This is a genomic window from Actinoplanes sp. NPDC048791, from assembly GCF_040650095.1.
GTDB lineage: Bacteria > Actinomycetota > Actinomycetes > Mycobacteriales > Micromonosporaceae > Actinoplanes.
The window spans coordinates 1-4726 of record NZ_JBEZGQ010000674.1; the positions used below are offsets into that span (position 1 = coordinate 1).

A 4726-nucleotide genomic window follows, 5' to 3' on the forward strand; every position below is an offset into this window, starting at 1 on the left:
CCCGCCCTTGCGCCCGCGAAGCCCGCCGCAGGGCCGGCGACGGCGTCCGGGCATCCAACCCAGAATCAAGATCCAAAAATGCTCCGGTACGGGCACACGCGCCGGCCGCGAAAGCAGCGGAAACGAGGCCCGTGGTGTGCAACCGGCCGCGCAGGAACCCGCCGACGTCCCGGACCTCCCGCACCCGCCCCGCAGCGACCGCGGTCTCCAACCCGCCGGAGTGCGCATGCCCGCCGGACGGCAACCGCCCGTCGGCCAGCACCAGCAACGTCGCGAGGCTCATCCCGGGCACCGCGCCGCGCGCTCGGAGCGTGCACGCACCTGGCCTGATTGGCCGCGCGCCGGGCCGGATCCGTTGTCCGCCGCTGCCGGCGTGCGACCGGGCATCAGAACAGGAAGTAGCGCTGGGCCATCGGGAGCTCGGTCACCGGGTCCGGCTCGATGACCTCGCCGTCGATGCGGACGGTGAAGGTGTCCGGCTCGACCTCGATGCGGGGCAGGGCGTCGTTGTGGGGCAGGTCCGCCTTGCCCACCGAGCGGGTGTCCGTCACCGGCACCAGCGCCCGCTTGACGCCGATGCGGTCGCCCAGCAGGGCGTCCAGGGCGGCCGGCGCCACGAAGGCCACCGAGGTCACCGACGGGACCACGCCGTAGGCGCCGAACATCGGGCGGGGGAGCATCGGCTGGGGGGTGGGGATCGAGGCGTTCGCGTCGCCCATCTGGGCCGAGGCGATCATGCCGCCCTTGATCACCAGGGCCGGGCGGACGCCGAAGAACGCCGGGTCCCACAGGACCAGGTCGGCCAGTTTGCCCGGTTCGACCGAGCCGACCTGCTCGGCCATGCCGTGGGCCAGCGCGGGGCAGATCGTGTACTTGGCCACGTACCGTTTCGCCCTGAGATTGTCCGCCGGGCCGTCGCCCGGCAGGGCGCCGCGGCGCGCCTTCATCACGTGGGCGGTCTGCCAGGTACGCATGATGACCTCGCCGACGCGGCCCATCGCCTGCGAGTCGGAGCCGATCATCGAGATCGCGCCCAGGTCGTGCAGGAAGTCCTCGGCGGCCATCGTGGACGGGCGGATCCGGCTCTCCGCGAACGCCAGGTCCTCGGGCACCGAGGAGTTCAGGTGGTGGCAGACCATCAGCATGTCGAGGTGCTCGCTGAGGGTGTTGCGGGTGTACGGCCGCGTCGGGTTGGTCGACGACGGCAGCACGTTGGGGTGCGAGGCGACCGTGATGATGTCCGGCGCGTGCCCGCCGCCGGCCCCTTCCGTGTGGTACGCGTGGATCGACCGTCCGCCGATCGCCCGCAGGGTCTCCTCGACGAAGCCGGCCTCGTTCAGGGTGTCGGTGTGGATGGCGACCTGCACCCCGGACGCGTCGGCGACCCGCAGCGCGGCGTCGATGACCGCGGGTGTGGTGCCCCAGTCCTCGTGCAGTTTGAAGCCGCCGGCCCCGCCGCGCAGCTGCTCCCACATCGACTCGCTCGACATGGTGTTGCCCTTGCCGAGCAGCAGCACGTTGATCGGCCAGTGGTCCAGGGACTCCAGCATCCGGGCCAGGTGCCAGGCGTTCGGGGTGACCGTGGTGGCCTTGGTGCCCTCGGCCGGCCCGGTGCCGCCGCCGATGATCGTGGTGATGCCGCTGGCCAGCGCGGTGTCCAGGATGGTGGGGCTGATCAGGTGGACGTGGCTGTCGATGGCGCCGGCGGTGAGGATCTTGCCGTTGCCGGCGATGATCTCGGTGCCGGGGCCGATCACCAGGTCCGGGTGGACGCCGTCCATGGTGTCGGGGTTGCCGGCCTTGCCGAGCGCCACGATCCGGCCGTCGCGGATGCCGATGTCGGCCTTGACGATGCCCCAGTGGTCGAGCACCACCGCGCCGGTGATCACGGTGTCCGGGCTGCCCTCGGCGCGGGTGGCGCGGGACTGGCCCATGGACTCACGGATCACCTTGCCGCCGCCGAAGACGACCTCGTCGCCCGGCTGCGGCCCGGCGCTGCGGTCCTCCTCGATCTCGATCAGCAGGTTGGTGTCGGCGAGCCGGATGCGGTCGCCGGCGGTGGGTCCGTACAGGGCGGCATAGCGGCCGCGGTCGAGTGTGGTCACGCCGTGGCCTCGCTGTGCTCCCGTTGGCTGCGCCGTCCCTGACGGCCTGGCTCGGCGGTTCGTGTCACGCTGGGCCGTCCCTGACGGCCTGGCTCGGCGGTTGGTTTCACCGGGGGCTCCCGTTCGACGGCTGGTCTTCTCCGGTGTCCTCGTCCAGCGAGCCGGCGGGCTCGATGTCGTCGGGGTCGGCGGGTGGCGGCTCGGGGGCCTTGTCCAGCGGGCCGCCGGCCAGGCCGCGCAGGCCGGGGACGATCCGGTGGCCGGTGAACGGGATCAGCTCGATGTCGCGCGGCATGCCCGGCTCGAACCGCACCGAGGTGCCGGCGGGCACGGCGAGGCGGTGCCCCCAGGCGGCCTCGCGGTCGAAGTCGAGGGCCGTGTTGGACTCGGCGAAGTGGTAGTGCGAGCCCACCTGCACGGGCCGGTCGCCGGTGTTGCGCACGGTCAGCGCGAGCACCGGCCGCCCGGCGTTGATCGTGATGTCACCGTCCCCGGCGATGATCTCCCCCGGCACGATCATGACCACGCCTCGCTTCGCTCGTTGCCGTCATGCCGCACCCAGGGGCTGAGCCGCCTGCGCTCGCTCCGCTCGCTCACGAGATCGGCCCGTGCACGGTGACGAGCTTGGTGCCGTCCGGGAACGTCGCCTCGACCTGCACCTCGGCCAGCATCTCGGGCACGCCGTCCATCACGTCCTCGCGGGTCAGCACCCGCCGGCCGGCGTCCATGAGCTCGGCGACCGTACGCCCGTCACGCGCGCCCTCCAGCAGGAAGGCCGTGATGATCGCGGTCGCCTCGGGGTGGTTCAGGCGCAGACCGCGCTCCCGCCGGCGCCGGGCGACGTCCGCCGCGACGTGGATGAGCAGGCGTTCCTGCTCGTGCTGGCTGAGGAACAAAAGGAACCTCCCCTGAACGTCCAGCGATGCTTGCAGCTCGACGTTTCCGACGTGTTACCCCGTACCGCAGGCGTGATCATCCTGATGAGACCACGCCTGCGGGGAGAACGCCCGGGGGAAACGCCGGTCAGCTGAGGCCGCGGGGGATGCGCCAGAAGGCGTACCCGGCCAGCAGCAGCGCGAGCAGCAGGTAGATCCCGAACTCCAGCCACTGGAAGGTCCAGTACCGGTCGGCCGGCTGGTAGGTCAGCACGCTGTGCAGGTTCAGCGCCTCCAGGCAGGCCTTGTCCTTCTCGAAGTCGCCGGTGAAGCACACTTCGGTCACGGCCTTGCCGGGCTGCGCCCCGGTGCTGTCGACCAGCACCGCTTCGTTGGTCAGCATCCAGGCGCCTGGCACGTCGTAGCCCTCCACCGACACCTGTCCGGTCGGATTCGTCCAGATGCCGTGGGACGCCACCGCGGTGAACCGCACGTTGTCGGTGATCGGCTCGGCCAGGTGCGGGCGGACAACGGTGGGCATCAGGATCTGGATCGCTGTGAACGCGGCCAGCGTGACGGCCATCGCGATGACGGTTCGCTTGGTGAGCAGCCCGATGGTGATCCCGGCGACGACGGCGAACACGGCGTAGCCCAGCGGGGCCAGGTTGCGGGTGGGGAAGAACAGCGGATCGAAGCGGTCGTTGAGCGCCCGGTCGTACGGGCTGGCGGCCCAGGTGAAGAGCAGGCTGAGGACGCCGGTGAGGACCAGCGCGGCCAGCGTCACGAACGACAGCTTGACCGCCAGCCACCGGGTCCGGGTGATGCTCTGGTTCCAGACCAGCCGGTGCGTGCCCGTCTCCAGCTCGCGGGCGATCAGCGGGGCGCCCCAGAAGGCTCCGATGACGGCCGGGATCAGGATGATGAGGAAGCCGGTGAGCAGCAGGACGGAGAAGTACTTGTCCTTGAGCAGCTGCGTGCCCGAGTCCACCGAGCAGCCCGGGCAGCCGACGTTGGTGTCGTAGGCGCTGCGCAGCTGCAGGCCGAGGATCACGAGGTAGATCGCGAGGGCGCCGAGCGCGACCAGGGCCACCAGGGCCTGGCCGCGGAACTGTCGCCAGGTCAGCCAGATCATCGGTGGGCCTCCAGGGTCTGCGGGGTGAAACCACCGACGGCACCGAGGGCGGCCCGGGTGAGGTAGGCGAGGATCATGTCCTCCAGGCCGATGCGTTCGGCCTCGACGGGGATCCCGGGCACCGCGCCGAGAGTGTCGTGCACGATCAGGGTGCTCTGCCGGTCGGTGTGCTCGGCCTGGATCACCTCGACGCCCGGTGGCAGCTCGTCGAGGTCGCCGCGGGCCGCGACCAGGCGGTAGTGGGCGGCGAGCAGTTCGTCGACGTCGCCGGCGAGCTGCACCCGGGCGCCGGTCAGCACGATCATGTGGTCGCAGACCCGTTCCAGGTCACTGAGCAGGTGCGACGACAGGATGACGCCGACCTCGAGCTCGGCGACGAACTCCATCAGGCTCTGCAGGAACGCGCGCCGGGCCAGCGGGTCCAGCGACGCCACCGGCTCGTCGAAGATCAGCAGCTCGGGCCGCTTGGCGGCGGCGATGGTCAGGGCCAGCTGGGCCCGCTGGCCGCCGGAGAGGCGGCCGGCCTTCTGGGCCGGATCGAGGGCCACCAGGGCGACGCGCGCCGCCGCCAGCGCGTCGTCCCCGCCCGGGTTCAGCCGCCGGGCCCGCCGCAC

The 4726-nt window shown here is 71.6% G+C and carries 6 protein-coding genes; all 6 read right to left on the reverse strand.

What is annotated here, in order from left to right; translation table 11 throughout:
* Window positions 1-283, reverse strand: a 283-nt coding sequence (locus tag AB0C29_RS34215) for an urease accessory UreF family protein (RefSeq protein ID WP_360829156.1), incomplete at its 3' end; no start/stop codon positions are given.
* Between the two features lie 103 nt (window positions 284-386).
* The gene (locus tag AB0C29_RS34220; RefSeq protein ID WP_360829159.1) at window positions 387-2105 is read right to left on the reverse strand and encodes an urease subunit alpha; all 1719 of its coding nucleotides are present in this window, start codon (window positions 2103-2105) and stop codon (window positions 387-389) included.
* A gap of 106 nt (window positions 2106-2211) precedes the next feature.
* Window positions 2212-2625 (reverse strand): urease subunit beta, encoded by a 414-nt coding sequence (locus AB0C29_RS34225; RefSeq protein ID WP_360829162.1) that lies wholly within the window; start codon window positions 2623-2625, stop codon window positions 2212-2214.
* Window positions 2626-2698: 73 nt separating this feature from the next.
* A complete protein-coding gene (locus tag AB0C29_RS34230; RefSeq protein ID WP_360829165.1) occupies window positions 2699-3001 on the reverse strand; it encodes an urease subunit gamma in 303 nt (100 codons plus the stop codon).
* A 127-nt stretch (window positions 3002-3128) separates the two neighbouring features.
* On the reverse strand, window positions 3129-4112 hold the full coding sequence (locus tag AB0C29_RS34235) for an ABC transporter permease subunit (RefSeq protein WP_360829168.1): 984 nt from the start codon (window positions 4110-4112) through the stop codon (window positions 3129-3131).
* Window positions 4109-4726 (reverse strand): AAA family ATPase (locus AB0C29_RS34240; protein ID WP_360829171.1); only part of this gene is annotated, 618 nt, incomplete at its 5' end. The genes AB0C29_RS34240 and AB0C29_RS34235, both read right to left, overlap by 4 nt.